The sequence below is a fragment of the Acinetobacter sp. YH01008 genome (genome assembly GCF_013420435.1).
In the GTDB taxonomy this organism is placed as follows: domain Bacteria; phylum Pseudomonadota; class Gammaproteobacteria; order Pseudomonadales; family Moraxellaceae; genus Acinetobacter; species Acinetobacter pseudolwoffii.
Genome location: NZ_VOYD01000038.1, coordinates 1 through 15,652, shown reverse-complemented (window position 1 = coordinate 15,652; position 15,652 = coordinate 1). Strand labels below are relative to the sequence as shown.

Here is a 15,652-nt window from a genome sequence, read left to right as displayed (position 1 = left end):
CATTGCAATATGTAATTTACAGCCATAAAACCAGCCCATTGAGCTTCTACCACGTGATGCAATTTGGATTAATGATTTATGACGCTGAATACGTTGATTTTTACAAACTGGCAGAGTTGTTGAATCAGTCCATAAATATTGTGTACCTTGGCACTTTCATCAGTGCCACATGTAAAGCGTGTAGAGCTAATTCATGCATATTGATCAGATGAATCATCCTTTGATAGCAAGGCAAGTACTTAAATAAATGGCTTTTATCTTCTTTTAACCAGCTGAAAAAGGCTTTGAAATTATTGAAATGAGAGCATTTGTACCAAATGGCAATAAAGCAGATTTCTGAAATTGTAAGTTGAGCAGTTCTGATTCTTAAGGAACCACGGTTTTGTTTGAGAAACTCCCAATAAGTTGATTCAAATTTAAGAAAAAAATCATCAATTACGCAGAATAATTCGGTACTATTGAACATCAGGACGAGAGTTGTGAGTTTGGTGTGGTAACTCAACTGATGGCTCTAGTCCTCTTATTTTTCAAGTCAATTTCTTATCCGCGATTCGGGTACTAATATCAATTTCTTTAAATTTAATTATAGTTTGAAGATCTTTTGAGTTAATAGAGGAGTAGGGTGCTAGTTGCCATGTAGTGGCATTTGTTTTTATTATTCCATTTAACTGTCCATATTTAGGATGCATATTACCTGTATCGTATAATCCATTTTCGGTTAAAGAGAATGTATTGCTCTCATCCCAACCTGTGGTTTCTTCGACTTTAAAGTATAAGTTTCCTTGATCAAAAGTATTTTGCTCAATTTCATAATCTAAAGTTTCATCAGAATATTCATCAACAAAAAATGTAGTCCATTGTTGAAATGATGGGGGTGGTAAGATTAAGGCTACCTGTACCAGGGTTTGAATCAGAAGATGAGCCCCCACCACAAGCACTTAGCATGAATGCACTAAAAACTGCGAGTGATAAATTCTTAAATTTCATAAAAATCCCTATAAAAAATCGTAGTAATAAAATTGTTTTTTAAAATAAAGCAGACTAATTATAGCGAATAAATATCAAAATTAAATTTGCAAAATATATAAAAATTAACTATTTAAATATACTTAACAATCAAAATGTCATCCACCACAACAGCCCGATCAAAACCGCCATATGCAAAATCTGCACAGGCGCAAAATAAAGGACAAACTTCCAGCCACCGGTCAAAGCGGCATTAGCTGACTTGGCTACAGCATGTGCGCCCAGCCCCAAAAGCAGGGCATAGATCAGCCGGGTATTGGATGGATCTCCTTGAATGACCACGCTTGCCATTGCGGCATGAATTTCAAATAAAGATGCGAACAAGGTGCCTGCCAGCAAACCTGCATCTCCCAGTAATAGCTCTAGCCCATAAATTCCAGCCTGAATCAATGTCAAGGTGACGGCAATAATTACCGCCTCCTTCAGGCTAAACATCTGACTATCTTCTTCCTTTGCACAGTTCTCCGCTGGCTTGGCTTTACGTAATAGCAGAAATGCACAAGCAGCCAAAATGGCCATCGCAACCAGAGAGGGTAAAATCAGAATTTTCAACCAGCTCCACGACACCCCTCCAACGACAATAAATAACAATATCAGGGTCGAAATACAGGACATGAGTGCTGCGCCTGCATTGGATTTAGCATCGACCTCACCTTTGCGTACCTGTAGACCTAAATGGGCAATGGTCGCAGTACTGGAGACAAAACCTGAAGCAAGGGAGGATAGCATGAGGGCATTTTTACTGGATAAAAGCCGTTTGGCCACGTGAGCAAGTGCCTGTACCACCAGAATCAGAGTGAGTAGTCTCAAGATCAGATGCGGGTTGAGGACTTCTCCCCATAAAGGCGTGTCGGGTGTTAGTGGCAGGCCGATCAGAATCAGGGCAAGTAATAATAGCCCATCTCTAAACTCTGCTTCGGTAATCCATTGTCCGGCAATATTATGCAGGGAGTGTTTGGCCATCAGAATAGTCGTCAGCATGACCGCGAGCCCTGCGGCCAAGGGAATATTCCAAAGACAGATTGCCCCAATAAAATACGTCATGAGAAAGGCGAGTTCTGTGGTAATGCCAGGATCTTCAGGCTGATTTCGGATTGAAAAAATCACCATGCCACCCACAATCAGCGCACCAGCAAGCCCAATACTCATACCGAACAGGAAGCATAGCGCACCCAATAAGGCACAAATGGCAAAAGAGCGTAAACCGGCAAAACTGGGTTGATGCTCACGTTGTTTATGACGCTCTCGTTCCAGGCCAATTAACAAGCCACAGCCCAAAGCCGCCGTCAGGGTGGCCAGAAGCTCCTGAAAAGAGCTACTGCTATTCAGGGGTACCGCGCTAAAATCCAAGTTTCACCTCAGCCACCTAACAAAACATGCTGTTTGAAATATAGGCGATTCTTCTAGAGCGCGGCAAGCTGGAAATACAGTAAAGATTGAATAACGGTCGAGGCATCCCAGTATTTTTAAATCCATTCAGCAAAAGTGACTGACATTGCTAACTGGCTAATGCGAAAAATAACAAAAACTTGTTATAGTGAAGGCAGATTTGGGGATTGATAACAATGAAATTTGACTTTGAAATTGATACTGCCTGGTGTTTAGACCAACTGTTTAAAGATGGTAAAATTAGTGAACGTGACCGGATGCTGGTACAGACCACCCATCGTCAACGTGAACAATTAAAATGGCATCCTTTACAGTGGCTGGCCAACTTCAATCTTATTGATCAATCCCATCCGCAAACCACATTGACCTTGAACCGCTTATGTCAGTGGCTGGCCGAAAAAACCGGATTAATGTTCTATATCATCGATCCTTTAAAAGCGGACGTACAGGCATTGACCCATGTCATGTCACAGGAATATGCACTACGTAACCATATTCTGGCCGTTGAGATTCAGGCCGATAAAGTTCTGATCGCGACCGATCAGCCTTATAAAACCGAATGGGTGTCGAATCTCGAGCAAAATATTTCCCCGAAAAAAATACAACGGGTATTACTGAATCCGGAACAGTTACAACGTTATATTACTGAATATTATCAGGTCAGTCGTGCGGTCAGTGGTTCACAAAAATCCTCTGCCTATGACCGGGAAAATAAGGGCGTCGAAGCCTTGCTGCAACTGGGTGATTCGCAAAATCCGGATGCCAATGACCAGCATATTGTCAAACTGGTGGACTGGGTGCTGCAATTTGCCTTTGAACAGGGTGCCAGTGATATTCATATGGAACCGCGCAAAGGTACGGGCAAGATTCGCTTTCGAATCGATGGGGTGTTGCATACCATTTATAACATGCCGGCCAATACGCTGACAGCGGTAATTTCCCGGATCAAGATTCTGGGCCGGATGAATGTGGCAGAAAAGCGTAAACCACAAGATGGCCGTCTGAAAACCCGAACGCCGAAAGGACAGGAAACCGAATTGCGTCTGTCGACCTTGCCGACCGCATTTGGCGAAAAACTGGTGATGCGGATTTTTGATCCGGAAGTTCTGGTCAGAAGTTTTCAGCAACTCGGTTTTGAAGGGCATTTACTCAATGACTGGAATAATCTGACCAGTCACAGTCACGGCATCATTCTGGTCACCGGGCCAACTGGTTCCGGTAAAACTACGACGCTTTATTCAACCTTGAAGCAGCTGGCGACTGAACAGGTGAATGTCTGTACCATTGAAGACCCGATCGAGATGCTGGAACCTAGCTTTAACCAGATGCAGGTCAATAATGGCATTGATCTCGGTTTTGCTGATGGCGTGCGCGCATTGATGCGTCAGGATCCGGACATTATCATGGTCGGTGAGATTCGTGATCAGGATACTGCCAATATGGCGATCCAGGCGGCACTGACCGGCCATCTGGTGCTATCTACCTTACATACCAACGATGCGCCGTCGAGTCTGACCCGTTTGCATGATCTGGGCGTACAACCATTTTTGACCGCAGCCACCATTCTCGGGGTATTGGCCCAGCGTCTGGTGCGTAAACTGTGTCCGCATTGCAAGCAGGAAAGCTTCTTGAATGAACAGGAATGGCAGCATCTGGCGGCAGATTATCCACTACCACGTCCGGAATTTGTCTTTAAAGCAGTAGGCTGCGAGGAATGTCGTCACACGGGTTATAAAGGTCGTGTCGGGATTTATGAATTTATGCCCCTGAGTCTGGAAACCAAGCAGTTGATTGGGGCCGATGCCAATTTGAACCAGTTACGCCAGCAGGCCAAAAAAGAAGGGGTAGAACCATTGCGTATTGCCGGCGCACGTAAAGTCATGGAAGGAATGACCACACTGGAAGAAGTCTTGAGAGTGGTGCCCTTAAATTAATTTTTGAAAATAAGGGTTTCTTAAGATTCAGCTCATCTTCGGCTGTTTTAATTGCATTATCGAAACCAAGCACAGATACACATAGAGGTATATGTAATGAAAATGATGATGAATACCGTTTTAGCAGCCACCCTGATGGGTTCAATCGCGACAGCAGCTGTAGCGAGTAACGAAACTGTGAATCAGCCCGTGGTAAATCAGGCCGCTTTTGCTCAAGTCACTACCGTTAAACAGGCTTTGGGCATGAAAGATGATAGCAATGTTCAGCTTAAAGGCTATGTGGTTAAAGCGGTCGGTGATGAAAAATATCAGTTCCGTGACAGCACCGGCAGCATCACCGTAGAAATTGATGATGAACTTTGGCAGGGCAAACCGATTTCCGCCAAAACCCCAGTGACCATTATTGGTGAAGTGGATATTGATTACAAACCGGCAAAACGCGTTGAAATTGATGTCGAGCAGCTTCGTTTCTAATTTTAATATGAACAGCTGAATTGAATCTGAAGCTTGCTCTGGATTCGAGGATTGTAAAAAACCACATGCAAATCATACAAAAAAGCATGTGGTTTTTTTGAGTCTGGACATTTTTCAGGGCAAGATAGACAGATTGGCAAAGCGGAGCACAGCATGCGTATTCTTTTGGCAGAAGATGATCAGTCTCAGGCAGAAAGTATTCAGACCTGGCTGGAAATGGACGGCTATGTGATTGACTGGGTCGAGCGTGGCGATCATGCCATTTTGGCCATCGAACAACATCACTATGACTGCGTGTTACTGGATCGTGGACTTCCCAATGCAACGGGAGACGATATTCTAAAAAGCCTGCGCAGCATACAGAAAGATACACCGGTAATTTTTATTACCGCCCGGGACAGTATTGATGATCGGGTTGAGGGACTGGATCTTGGTGCCAATGATTATCTGGTCAAACCTTTTAGCCTGGAAGAGCTTTCCGCCCGGGTGCGTGCGCAGTTAAGACTGAAACAGAAAACGCCAAATCATATTCTGAAATGGCAGGATTTAAGTCTGGACACCCAGGCCAAGGCTCTGAATAAGGCTGGTCAGGCAATTGGTCTGACCGCGAAAGAATTTCAGATTTTATATAAACTGATGCAGCAGCCGGAACATATCATTACCCGCGAGCAACTGGAAGAATCGCTATATGCCTGGGGGGATGAAATTGAAAGTAATGCCATTGAAGTGTTTATTTACCAGTTACGTAAAAAAATTGGCAGCCAGATGATTAAAACCATCCGTGGTTTGGGTTATCGCATGCATAAACCCGAGGCATAAATATGTCTGCACCAGTCTCCCTGCAAACTCGCCTGATCAAGAATGCCATGCTGAGCTCCATGCTGGCAGGATTGTTGGCGTGGTTGCTGTTACTCGGGGCTTCAAGTTATCAAGCCATTCAGCTGCATGACGATTTGATGGAACAGATTGCCGAGTTATTACTTGGGGATGTCAGACAGGCCGAAGGCGATCAGGTCGATGAAATCAGTGAGCAATTCGATATTCAATATGCGCTGTTGCTCAATCAGGATGTTTTGACCACCTCTATCGAGGATGACTTGCTCAACAGCCTACAGGCAGATGAACCAAGTGGCTTTCAGTTCGCCTATGAAAATGGCCGTTTTATCCGGATTTTGATTGCGGAAGATGAAGGATTGCAGGTCAAAGTGCTGCAGCCTTTATCGGTACGTTTTAATGAATTATGGCAAACCACCTTAAGCTTTGCCGGAATTTTACTCCTGCTCTGGTTATTGCAATGGCTGATTTTGCATGTGGGGGTGAAACGTCAATTACGGCCTTTAAACAATATTTCCAGAGCGATAGGCGCCAAGTCGGCCGAAGATTTAAGTCCGATCCGCAGTCCGGATCCTGAAATCACGGAATTGCAACCGATCGTACATCAGTTGAACGCCATGCTCAGCCGGCTGGAAAAATCACTGGCGGCGGAACAGCGCTTTACCGCAGATGCATCGCATGAATTACGTTCACCGCTTTCTGCGATTCAGATGCGTTTGCAGGTGCTGAAACGTCAATATCAGCAGGATGCCCAGTTACCGCAGGCCCTGCAACTGATTCAAAATGATGTCAATCGTGGTACGCAAGTGCTGGAGAATTTACTCTTATTGGCACGTCTGGATCCTGAAAAAGCAGAGCAGTTGCCGCAACAGGCCGTAAATCTGAAAATGATTGTTCAGGAGGTATTACAGGCCTTGCAGCCTTTTGCCGCAGAGAAACAGATCGAGTGGCAACTGAGCATAGACGATGGCCAGATCATGGCAAATGCAGAATTAATTTTTAGCTGCATTCGTAACTTGGTGGATAATGCAATTCGCTATAGCCCAGAACAAGGTAGGATTGAGATAAAAACAGATGTTGATGCCGCAGGGCGTTTGCGCTTAGTGATTGAAAATTCGGGAACAGGCATAGCACGGGAAGTATTGGTACATCTGGGAGAACGGTTTTATCGTGCTTTAGGCACACGTACCTCAGGATCGGGTTTGGGGCTGTCGATTTGTCGTAAGATCATGCAATTACACGCAGCAGAAATTGAGATTGCGGCCTCTGATTTGGGCGGACTGAAAGTTATACTCAGTTTTGCCAAATCGTAATTCAGTTCGCTAAAAAAGCAGTATGCGCTGATTCATACTGCTGGTTCCCACGTTTATTATGATTAGAGTGTTATCGTTATTTTGTGAGGATCAGGCGATTATTACGGGTCAGGCGTAAACGGTATTCTTCACCAGCATGCATGATTCTAATTTCACGCCCAAGTGCGAAAAGATTATTTGAGTGCAGCATGGGTAGTGCATGATGGCTATCGTTATTACGGCTAAACAAGCTAAAAGGTGCGTTCATTCCATCGACTCCGTGGTATCTGTTTTGGATTGATTTAAATGATAATCATTATCGAATAGGTCTGTCAATGAATAATTCTGTAATTTATAAAATAGAGCAATTTGCTTACAATCTGTAAAACTTCGAGTGCAGTAAAATGATGTCTAAACCCAATATTCATGTTGCGATTTCAATCTTATTTCATAAAAATCAAGTGCTTGTGGGGTGGCGAGAAGCCAGTCAGCATCAAGGCAACAAATATGAATTTCCAGGTGGAAAAGTAGAATCGGGTGAGCAACCGGTTGAAGCCTGTCGACGTGAAGTGCTGGAAGAGGTCGGGATTGATCTGGATCAGTGGCATGCATTCGATTTTATCTGTCATGAATATGAAGATGTCATTGTCAACCTACATATATTTCATGCGTCAGTGTCTGAGTCACAATTGTCAGGAATTCAACCACCCTGGAGCTGGTATGCGCGTGAACAGCTGAGCAGTCTGAATTTTCCCAAAGCCAACCAGTCCATGCTGCAAAAGCTGCAATGGCCACAACGTATTAAGATCGCAGATGATCTGGCGATTTTACATCAACTTGATCCAGATCAGATGCTATATTGGCGCGTTGAAATCACACCTGAACGGGTCATACAATTACAACAGCTTCCGATTGAACAGCTTTCCAAGCTTATTATTAATCAGGAACTCTGGTCTCAGCTCAATGAATTACAGCAGCAAACGATTCGAAGCATTCACTTGAAACAATCGCAATTAATGGCTGTGCAACCCGGCCAGTTGATGCGAGGTTATCGTTATATTGCAGCCTGTCATGATCTGGCGGCATTACAGCAGGCTGAGCAGGTGGGCTGTGAAGCGGCTTTGCTCAGTCCTGTACTTGCAACACAAACGCACCCGAATATTTCACCACTAGGCTGGGAACAATTTAAACAGATGGCAGCACAGGTACAGATTCCGGTTTTCGCTTTGGGCGGGCTGAAAACAGAAGATCTGAGCTATGCACAGAGCCAGCATGCTTACGGTATTGCCGGTATACGCAATATCTAGGTAAGCTGCTTTCCATTAGTAAGCATTTAGACAGAGACTAAAGTCCTTTTAAAGCCTGCTGGGCGTTTTGAATTGCTTTGGTATTTTTTTGCTGTTGTGCTGCTTTTAAACGGACCTGCCAAAGCTGTTTCTTCATCGCATTCGATTGCGCATAGCTCAGGCCACGTAATGCAAAAGCATCTGCACGTGCAGGCTGATTTTTGCGGTTCGCAATCATGCCCAGGTACAGATAAGTTTCAGATGCTTGAGGTGCCAGGCGCTGGGCTTGTACCGCTGCTGCTTCGGCCTGAGAAAATTGCTGCTTGGTATAGGCCTGCTGGGTTTGCTGCATGAGGCGCTTGAAGGCAGGCAGATTACGGCCATCATCAAATTTTTGACTTTTGGGCTTTTGCTCGGGAATCACAATTTTCTGGCGTTTGATTTCAGGACGGTCATAAGGGGTAATGACTACGCCGTCCTGTGTCTGTGTTTTAGGCTTTTCTGCCGCAGGCTTGGCAGGAGCAGTCGGCTTTTCTGGTTCTGGAAAGCTTTGGCAGCCCACCAAACTGAGGATGAGCAGGCCAGGGATGATTTTTTGTAACATAAACATAGACTCAATTAATGGCTATAACTTCCACTCGAGATAATACGGGTTTCATTCGCGAGATCGCGTTCTATTTCTGTTTCACTTTCTTGTATATAACGGCTGATATCATCCATCTCGTCCGGATTGGAAGAAGAAGGTTCCGAGTCGATGGTCACTGGTTCCGTCACGTAGCGCGAGAGACCGCAAGGGGTGGCCTGATTCGGTAGCGAATGCTGCGAAATCGGAATATACATGGCACCTTCACAGCCTGGCGCAGACAACAAGCCGGTATAACGATCCAGCCAGTGCCATTGAATTTCATTCGGTTGTGGCAGATTGACCGGCTTCTGACGTAGCTGTTTCATGACATTGACCCAGACTGGAAGTGCACCAGAGGAACCGGTTAGGCCAGTGACTTTGTTGTCATCCAGACCCAGCCAGACCACGGTCATATAATTACCTGAATAGCCGGCAAACCATGAATCACGGCTGTCATTGGTAGTACCTGATTTACCTGCAAGATTCAGGCTGCTTGGCAGGCTGTTATAAGCTGCGCGGCCTGTACCGCTCGACATCACCTGTTGCAGGCCATAATTCAGGGCATAGGCTGATGCCGGATCAATGGTTGGTTGCACACTCAAACTATATCGGTCAAGTATCCGTCCATTGGCATCGACCACAGAACGAATTGACTTGGTTGGATATTTAAAGCCGCCGGTCGCGAAGTTGCCATAAATATTCATGACTTCCATTGGAGACATATCCACCGCGCCTAAATAAATAGACGGATAGGATGGAATATCAGAAGTGACGCCAAATTTTTTCAGATGATTAATAAAGGTAGACAGACCAAATTCTTGTCCTAAACGTACAGTAGACAGGTTGTAGGATTGTGACAGCGCTTGTGACATCGGTACGACACCATGTCCACGGCCACTGTAGTTTTTCGGCGTCCAGGTCTTACCATCACTTTGCACACTAATTTCACTGTCTTCAATCGGACTGGCCCAATGGTAACGATTTGATTCCAGTGCACTCAGGTAAATCACAGGCTTTAATAATGAACCCACCTGACGTTTGGCATCTACTGTACGGTTAAAGCCGGTAAAATCTTGAGTCGAGCCAACTGCTGCAACCAGTTCACCATTTTCCGGATGCGATACCAAAACTGCACCCTGCAAGTCTTTTAAACGACCCGGATTAGATTTGGTTAAACGTGCGACTGTCTGCTTAAAACTGTCCTGAATTCGGGTTTGAGCCAAAGGATCTAGCGTGGTGAAAATACGCAGACCCTGATTGGTCAGGTCAGTTTCCTGATAGTCAGTGCGTAATTGACGACGCACAATATCCAGGAAGTCCGGGAAACGTGCAGGGCCCAAGGTTGGTTTTGAAATCACATTCAATGGACGTGCGGTTTCTTTTTCATATTGTTCTTGGCTTAGATAGCCCATCACCAGCATATTATTCAGGACGATATCACGACGTTTTTTCGCACTTTCAGGATTACGCCATGGGTTATACAAGCTTGGACCTTGTACCAGACCGACTAAAAAAGCCTGCTGGGAAATATTCAGTTCACGCAGTGGCAGACCGAAATAAAACTGGGAAGCCAAGCCATAACCATTAATTGAATAGTTACCATTTTGGCCGAGATTCACTTCATTTAGATAAGCTTCCAGAATTTCATTCTTGTCATAATGTAATTCAACCAGCATGGCCATAAAGGCTTCATTGACTTTACGCTTTAAGGTACGCTCAGGCGTCAAATAGAAATTTTTCACCAGTTGCTGGGTTAAAGTCGAGCCACCCTGACGTTTGCCACCGGTAATATTACTGACAACAGCACGCGCAATACCGCGTGGAGATACGCCATGGTGTTCATAGAATTTACGGTCTTCAGTTGCGATGAGCGCTTCGATCAATGGTTTAGGCACTTTATTCAGTTTGATCAGTACCCGGTCTTCGTTATGCTGTGGATAAATTCCACCAATCAATAAGGGTTCCAGTCGGGCAATACCGCTAGAAGATGGCTTGGTGGCGCTAACCTCAGTCACTTGATTAGCACTAAAACTCACTTTCAGAACTTGTTCCGGTTCAACCCGATCACCAAAATCAAAGCCACGGGTATGTACATATAAAGTATTTCCCGTAGTGACAAAATTGCCCGACTTGGCATAACTATCCGAGTTTTTATAACCGAGTAATTTTAATTCTTGTTGGAAATCCTGCTGACTGACTGGGGCATTGACGTACACTTCCATTGGACGTGCGAAGACTTTCGCCGGAATGTCCCAGCGTTGACCTTCAAATTTTTCGCGTACAATATTATCTAATTTAATCAGGTAAATACTAAATACGACAAAGATGGAAATGACTAAAATCGAGAAAATTAAGGCAAAAAACCCCATGCCACGTTCAGATTTCATAAATACTTATAAGATCCTGTGAAATTGTGCTAATCATGCGAAGCTTTTAATCATTTTGCAATATTTAATCAATAAATGCGCTTAAAATTAAAATCAAAGCCCACAATTTCTCCTTAATTCAAATATATTTCAAATAATTTGCGACGAGCTAGCATCCTGTTATAAATTATCATCCAGGTATAGCTTAATGCTATGATATGCAAGATCCGTAGCGGAGCGACGACACTGGTGCAAATTTCCCATAAAACCTTTCGAAATATCGGGTTAATAGGACGTCCTGATAAATCATCGGTGGTTGAAACCTTATGTCTTATTCATGATCATCTTCTGAATTTAGGCTTACATCCTGTTTTTGATGCAGCGACAGCTGAACTCGTTCCATATAACAATACCCAAACTGTCAGTCGTGCTTTACTTGGTGAAGTCGTTGATCTGGTCATTGTGGTAGGAGGGGATGGTTCGCTTTTGCATGCAGCACGCGCACTGGTCAAGTACAATACTCCTGTGATCGGCGTTAACCGGGGGCGTCTGGGATTCTTAACCGACATTAAGCCAACCGAAGTCATCTTTAAGTTGGATCAGGTGTTAAAAGGTGATTTTCAGACTGAGCGACGTTTTTTACTCGAAGTCGAAATTCGCTCCAAAGGCGAAGTGATTTACGATGCGATTGCACTGAACGATGTGGTACTGCATTCAGGAAAATCGGTGCATATGATCGATTTTGAACTGAATATTGACGGACAGTATGTCTATCGTCAGCACAGTGATGGCCTGATTGTATCGACGCCGACCGGCTCTACGGCTTATGCACTTTCTGGGGGCGGGCCAATTGTCCATCCAAGTATGGATGCGATTGCGCTGGTGCCGATGCATCCGCATACCTTGTCTTCACGCCCGATTGTGGTCGGTGGACACAGCGAAATTAAATTACTGATTCGTGAAAATCGCGTACTGCCGATGGTCAGTGCGGATGGACAACACAGTGTGTCTTTGAATGTTGGCGATAGCGTCCATATTCGCAAGCATCCCTTTAAACTGAATCTTCTGCATCCACCGGGCTATGACTTTTATAATGCCTGTCGAACCAAACTGGGGTGGAATCAGGACTTTGATTATTTTAAGCAGGATTAAATCATGAATATTGAACAAATGCTTGCCGTACTCAATCCTGAGATTGTTGAACGCCTAAGAACAGCAATTGAAATTGGAAAGTGGCCAAATGGTGTAGCCCTAACTCAGGAACAACGCCAGACTTGTATGCAGGCAGTCTATGCCTGGGAAATGAAAAACTTGCCTGAAAATGAGCGCAGCGGTTTTATCGATCGCGGTACTAAAGAAGAAGGCGAGGAATGTGATGATGATCATCACAAGAATGAACCGGAATTCAAGCCAATCCGTTTTGTTTAAGCACTGACGTCGAGTCAGTCGAGAGATATTTAAAAAAGCATTGTTCAATGAAGGAACAATGCTTTTTTTCTACACATTTCAAAGTTTAAACGGTGTGGCGATTCGCCCATAATTCTTTGGCTTTTTGCATCGCAGCTTCATAGCTTTCACATGCACCCATGCTATACAATGCAATGCCCATGGTTTCCGTAACCGCAATCGCGCCATATTCATGGCTTTGCTGACCGTCCCATACTGCTTTAAATAAGGCCAGATCCAGTTCTTCCTCAACCGGACTACGATTGTCAGTTAGTTTCGGTAGTTCATAATCGTACAGTTCGCCATCTTTAATACCGCAGATCAAAGTTTTGGCATCCGGATTACGCTCAAATTCGCCCCCTTCACCTTTAATCACCGCACTATTTTTATAACCTAAGCGGAAAGCCGCCTGTTGGTGCGAACCCCGATACGCCGGATGGAAAATTGCTTGCAGCGTTGCTTTGGCATTAAACGGGTTAATTAAACGAGCCAGCGTATGAATCGGGGAGCGCAGTCCCATTACATTTCGTAGGCCAATCAGATCTGCCAGAATCGGAGAAATCACCTCTAACGGGATATAGGCAAAATGTCGTTGCTGTAATTGCTGCTCCACTTCATCATCATTTTGACAGATTGGATAGCCTAAGTAAGTCAACACCTGTTCGGTATAAACCCGGTTCATGGTATGACCAGCGGCACCATGCATCACAATAGTATAACCATGCTTGGCCAACGTCAGTGCTGCCAGAATAAACCATGGATAATGCTTGCGCTTGCCTGCATAAGAGGACCAGTCCAGATCGACATCCAGCTGCTTAAAGTCAAGCTGGTCGCGTGTGGCCTGAACAAAACCGGCTAACTCATCTACAGACTCTTCTTTGACCCGCAATAACATCAAGAACGCCCCTAGCTGCACATCGAGCACTTCATCTCTCAGAATCATGCTAAAGGCTTGATAGGCTTCATTATAGCTGAGGGAGCGGGCGCCATTTTTTCCTTTCCCCACGATGCGTACATATTGGGCAAAGGGATGTTCGAAATCTTTATAAATATTTCTTTTGGTATTCATAACTTATACAGCTTGCAGCAAATATTGGGGTCAATGAGGAGGGTCTAAAATTAACAAAGCTTTCAGTATACGGAAAACAGGCATTGAAATCTGATTATCGACTAATGTCTAATTCAATGCGAGCAAAAAGCAGGCAATTGCATAAGACTTTATGCACATTTAATGGGATTTTTCAGTAAAATTCAGACAATTTTTAGAGTTTGTTTAAGTTTTCTTAATCTCTTTCTCCCATTTAATACTTTGGTCTGATGCTGCGCGTCAGATTGAATGCGTGGCTGATTTTCATTTTGAACATTCTCTTGAGCCTATTGAGATTTGATCCAGTTCATCTTCAGAGCAGATGAACAGATCAGTGCATTTCTCAAAATGGTCTTTTTATTTTCAGATATCGTTCAAGTAGATTTATTATGGCGAAAAAACCGATTTATAAGTCACTGTATTTTCAGGTGATTGTGGCTATTATTGCAGGTATTCTGGTCGGGCATTTCTCGCCGAGTGGTACGCAAATTATCAATGGTGTAGAACAGTATGTTCCTGGCTTGGGTGAACAGCTTAAACCGCTGGGTGATGCATTTATCCGCCTGATCAAAATGATCATCGCACCGGTGATTTTCTGTACCGTGGTCAGCGGTATTGCGGGTATGGAAAGCATGAAATCAGTGGGTAAAACTGGTGGTGTTGCTTTACTTTACTTCGAAATCGTCTCCACGATTGCGTTGGTCATCGGTCTGGTGGTGATTAACATCGTCAAGCCAGGTGTAGGCATGAACGTTGATCCTGCATCACTGGATACCACGGGCATCAGCAAATATGTCGCTACAGGTGAGTCACAGTCGACGATCGACTTCCTGATGAATATCATTCCAAATACGGTGGTAGGCGCATTTGCGGAAGGCGAAATTCTACAGGTTCTGTTGTTCGCGATCATTTTTGGTTTCGCGCTGCATAAGCTGGGTGATCAAGGCAAGCCAGTCCTGAAACTCATCGACCAGATTTCACATGTATTCTTCAATATTGTGAACATGATAATGAAACTGGCGCCAATCGGTGCATTTGGTGCGATGGCCTTTACCATTGGTAAATATGGTATTGGTTCGCTTGCTCAGCTGGCACAGTTGATCATTTGTTTCTATATCACCTGCGTACTGTTTATTTTCATCGTATTGGGTTCAATTGCGCGTTTTGCGGGTTTCAGTATCATGAAGATGATTCGCCTGATCCGTGAAGAACTGCTGATTGTACTGGGTACTTCTTCTTCAGAATCAGTATTGCCACGTATGTTGAAAAAACTGGAACTTGCTGGTGCTGAAAAATCAGTGGTAGGTCTGGTGATTCCAACCGGTTATTCATTTAACCTGGATGGAACTTCAATCTATTTGACCATGGCTGCGATCTTTATTGCGCAGGCGACCAATACACAACTTGATTTGTCTCATCAGATTACCCTTCTTCTGGTACTGTTGATTTCATCTAAAGGTGCGGCAGGTGTCACGGGTTCTGGCTTTATTGTGATGGCAGCAACCTTGGCTGCTGTGGGTAATATTCCTGTTGCAGGTCTGGCCTTGATTCTCGGTATTGACCGTTTCATGTCTGAAGCGCGTGCCTTGACCAATCTGGTGGGTAACTCTTTGGCGACTTTGGTTGTTGCAAAATGGGTAGGCCAGCTCGATATGGACAAGCTGAACTATGCATTGGCAAATCCATCAGAAATTGATGAAAAAATGGCGCAAGAAGGCAATAACGCCCATTAATTCTAATGTTTGAAAGAAAAAGGAAGCTTCGGCTCACTGCTGTCCCATAGTTTGCTTTAAATAAAAAAAACCTGAGTCCTAACAGTTAAAATATGAGTGCAAACAAACACTTTAACGACCAGGATTCAGGTTTTGTCACATCAGAATACCGTATTTCATG

14 protein-coding genes and 1 pseudogene are annotated in these 15,652 nt (G+C 44.3%); 8 read left to right on the top strand and 7 right to left on the bottom strand.

Going from position 1 to position 15,652, the window contains the following annotated elements; all coding sequences use genetic code 11:
- From FTT75_RS14120 to FTT75_RS14110, 3 genes and pseudogenes are all read right to left on the bottom strand, one after another.
- A pseudogene (locus FTT75_RS14120) lies at positions 1–466 on the bottom strand (transposase); the annotation flags it as partial.
- Between the two features lie 61 nt (positions 467–527).
- Positions 528–929 carry a hypothetical protein gene (locus FTT75_RS14115; protein ID WP_180040087.1) on the bottom strand — a complete coding sequence of 134 codons (402 nt, stop codon included), beginning with the start codon at positions 927–929 and terminating at the stop codon, positions 528–530.
- Positions 930–1,116: 187 nt separating this feature from the next.
- On the bottom strand, positions 1,117–2,376 hold the full coding sequence (locus FTT75_RS14110) for a DUF4010 domain-containing protein (protein WP_180186716.1): 1,260 nt from the start codon (positions 2,374–2,376) through the stop codon (positions 1,117–1,119).
- 215 nt (positions 2,377–2,591) lie between these two features.
- On the opposite strand from FTT75_RS14110, the gene FTT75_RS14105 reads away from it, so the two are divergent.
- From FTT75_RS14105 to FTT75_RS14090, 4 genes are all read left to right on the top strand, one after another.
- Complete coding sequence (locus tag FTT75_RS14105; RefSeq protein WP_180186714.1) at positions 2,592–4,349, top strand: GspE/PulE family protein; 1,758 nt, start codon at positions 2,592–2,594, stop codon at positions 4,347–4,349.
- Between the two features lie 96 nt (positions 4,350–4,445).
- Positions 4,446–4,823 (top strand): NirD/YgiW/YdeI family stress tolerance protein, encoded by a 378-nt coding sequence (locus FTT75_RS14100; RefSeq protein WP_005097478.1) that lies wholly within the window; start codon positions 4,446–4,448, stop codon positions 4,821–4,823.
- 153 nt (positions 4,824–4,976) lie between these two features.
- Positions 4,977–5,642 carry a response regulator transcription factor gene (locus tag FTT75_RS14095; RefSeq protein ID WP_005170211.1) on the top strand — a complete coding sequence of 222 codons (666 nt, stop codon included), beginning with the start codon at positions 4,977–4,979 and terminating at the stop codon, positions 5,640–5,642.
- A gap of 2 nt (positions 5,643–5,644) precedes the next feature.
- A complete protein-coding gene (locus FTT75_RS14090; protein WP_180076323.1) occupies positions 5,645–6,970 on the top strand; it encodes a HAMP domain-containing sensor histidine kinase in 1,326 nt (441 codons plus the stop codon).
- A 76-nt stretch (positions 6,971–7,046) separates the two neighbouring features.
- Here the strand turns inward: FTT75_RS14090 and hemP are convergent, their stop codons facing one another.
- Positions 7,047–7,217: a hemin uptake protein HemP gene (gene hemP, locus FTT75_RS14085; protein WP_005170213.1), complete on the bottom strand. Its 171-nt coding sequence runs from the start codon at positions 7,215–7,217 to the stop codon at positions 7,047–7,049.
- Between the two features lie 139 nt (positions 7,218–7,356).
- Between hemP and FTT75_RS14080 the strand changes: the two genes are divergently transcribed.
- Positions 7,357–8,256 (top strand): NUDIX domain-containing protein, encoded by a 900-nt coding sequence (locus tag FTT75_RS14080; protein WP_180186712.1) that lies wholly within the window; start codon positions 7,357–7,359, stop codon positions 8,254–8,256.
- Between the two features lie 37 nt (positions 8,257–8,293).
- Here FTT75_RS14080 and FTT75_RS14075 read toward each other — a convergent pair whose 3' ends face one another.
- Both FTT75_RS14075 and mrcB read right to left on the bottom strand, forming a co-directional pair.
- A complete protein-coding gene (locus FTT75_RS14075) occupies positions 8,294–8,839 on the bottom strand; it encodes a tetratricopeptide repeat protein (RefSeq protein WP_180186710.1) in 546 nt (181 codons plus the stop codon).
- Between the two features lie 14 nt (positions 8,840–8,853).
- Positions 8,854–11,247: a penicillin-binding protein 1B gene (gene mrcB, locus FTT75_RS14070; protein ID WP_005097469.1), complete on the bottom strand. Its 2,394-nt coding sequence runs from the start codon at positions 11,245–11,247 to the stop codon at positions 8,854–8,856.
- 192 nt (positions 11,248–11,439) lie between these two features.
- Here mrcB and FTT75_RS14065 point away from each other — a divergent pair, with 192 nt between their 5' ends.
- Both FTT75_RS14065 and FTT75_RS14060 read left to right on the top strand, forming a co-directional pair.
- Positions 11,440–12,378 (top strand): NAD(+) kinase, encoded by a 939-nt coding sequence (locus FTT75_RS14065; protein ID WP_005097467.1) that lies wholly within the window; start codon positions 11,440–11,442, stop codon positions 12,376–12,378.
- 3 nt (positions 12,379–12,381) lie between these two features.
- The gene (locus FTT75_RS14060) at positions 12,382–12,654 is read left to right on the top strand and encodes a YeaC family protein (RefSeq protein ID WP_005097466.1); all 273 of its coding nucleotides are present in this window, start codon (positions 12,382–12,384) and stop codon (positions 12,652–12,654) included.
- Positions 12,655–12,739: 85 nt separating this feature from the next.
- Here the strand turns inward: FTT75_RS14060 and FTT75_RS14055 are convergent, their stop codons facing one another.
- Positions 12,740–13,741: a glycosyl transferase family protein gene (locus tag FTT75_RS14055; RefSeq protein WP_180186708.1), complete on the bottom strand. Its 1,002-nt coding sequence runs from the start codon at positions 13,739–13,741 to the stop codon at positions 12,740–12,742.
- A 407-nt stretch (positions 13,742–14,148) separates the two neighbouring features.
- Here FTT75_RS14055 and FTT75_RS14050 point away from each other — a divergent pair, with 407 nt between their 5' ends.
- On the top strand, positions 14,149–15,492 hold the full coding sequence (locus FTT75_RS14050; RefSeq protein WP_005097464.1) for a dicarboxylate/amino acid:cation symporter: 1,344 nt from the start codon (positions 14,149–14,151) through the stop codon (positions 15,490–15,492).
- Positions 15,493–15,652: the final 160 nt, after the last annotated feature.